The organism is Oleiphilus sp. HI0061 (genome assembly GCF_001635675.1).
The window spans coordinates 1-1,733 of the sequence record NZ_LWFE01001784.1 but is presented as its reverse complement, the minus strand read 5'-3'; the positions used below and the strand labels follow the sequence as shown (position 1 = coordinate 1,733).

Below are 1,733 nucleotides of genomic sequence, written 5' to 3'. Positions count from 1 at the left end.
CGAATACCTATCTGGATTCGTCTCAATATAAAGCTTGATTGAGTTTTATTGCGCTGGCAATAACTTATAAGATAAGTGACAAAATTTTGAACATTTATTTATGTGGCGCTTATTTCGTCTTTTTTGCGCCACTTAATTGACTAATTAATCTATCCGTACTTTAATTGCTAGATATCGAATATTGAAGAATAATCGCTTTTTGCAATTAACCGCTCGAGCGTACTCATGGGTGCAAAAGTTTACTGTTTTGCTCTATTCATTACTTCAAGTTAAACCCAAAAAATAAACAACTATAAGGTCCATCTATGGCCCAGGATATGAAAGTTTTGGTTATGCATAATAACCAAGAAGTGCTTCGTGATATCTCTGTTATTTTATCCTTTCTTGGTGAAAGTGTTCTTAGCGCATCCTTGTCAGGTTGGCGCTCTACTATTGAAGAGCATGCAATTGAGCCAGAGCACTTAAGTGTCGTTTTTTTGGGAGCAGACTCGGAGCCGGTTGAGCAGATCGTTAAAGATTTACATGAGTGGGATGAGGGTGTTCCTGTGCTAGGGCTAGGTGATGCTGCTCTAGACGGGCTTGATGATATTCTTAGACGAAAGGTCATTGCGCAACTTGATTATCCTCTTAACTATAATAAGACGCTAGATAGTTTATATCGTGCCCAGGTTTATCGTGAACAATACTCGGCGCAAACAGGGCGTGGTAAGCAGCGTCAGGTAGAGCTTTTTAGAAGTCTTGTAGGTACTAGTTGCGGCGTTCAAGATGTTAGAGCTTTAATGGCACAGGTTGCGGATAAAGATGTGAGCGTCTTGATTACAGGGCAATCGGGTACTGGTAAAGAAGTAGTTGCCAGGAACTTGCATTATAATTCGCACCGTAGAAACAAGCCTTTTGTGCCTGTCAACTGTGGTGCTATTCCGGCGGAGTTGTTGGAAAGTGAATTGTTCGGTCATGAAAAGGGTGCTTTTACCGGCGCCATTACTGCGCGTGCAGGTCGATTCGAACTGGCTGAAGGTGGTACGCTTTTTCTAGATGAAATTGGCGACATGCCGCTGAACATGCAGGTTAAGATTCTAAGGGTCTTGCAGGAGAGGACATTCGAAAGGGTTGGGGGAAATAAAACATTAGACACTGATGTTCGTATCATTGCGGCAACGCATAAAAACCTTGAGGATATGATTACCAGTGGTGATTTCCGTGAGGACCTTTATTACCGTTTGAATGTATTTCCTATTGAGATGCCTGCACTAAAAGATCGTGTTGAAGATATCCCTCTTCTGCTCAATGAGCTGATTTCAAGGATGGAGACTGAGAAGCGTGGCTCAATCAGATTTAATTCTGCTGCAATACTGAGTCTATGTCGTCATGAGTGGCCTGGAAATATTCGTGAGTTGGCTAACCTTGTCGAGCGCCTGGGTATTATGCACCCTTATGATGTTGTTGGTGTTCAGGAGTTACCGCAAAAATATCGCCATATAGAAGAAACTGATGACGTTGTTCAGACCGATGATCTGCAGCTACAAAATGCCCCTGGAATGGCGAGTATGGATTCACCAGCCTTGTTGCCTGTAAATGGTATCGATCTAAAGGATTACCTGGCAAATTTGGAAAAGTCGCTTATTCAACAAGCTTTGGATGAGGCTTCTGGTGTGGTTGCTCGCGCTGCCGAAAAACTTCGTATACGTCGTACAACTTTGGTTGAAAAGGTGCGCAAATACGGCTTGAATGCC

Annotated in this window: 1 protein-coding gene; it reads left to right on the top strand. The window is 42.8% G+C overall.

What is annotated here, in order from left to right; translation table 11 throughout:
• Positions 1 to 332: 332 nt before the first annotated feature.
• On the top strand, positions 333 to 1,733 hold a 1,401-nt coding region (locus A3735_RS27240; protein WP_369820567.1), incomplete at its 3' end, for a sigma-54 dependent transcriptional regulator.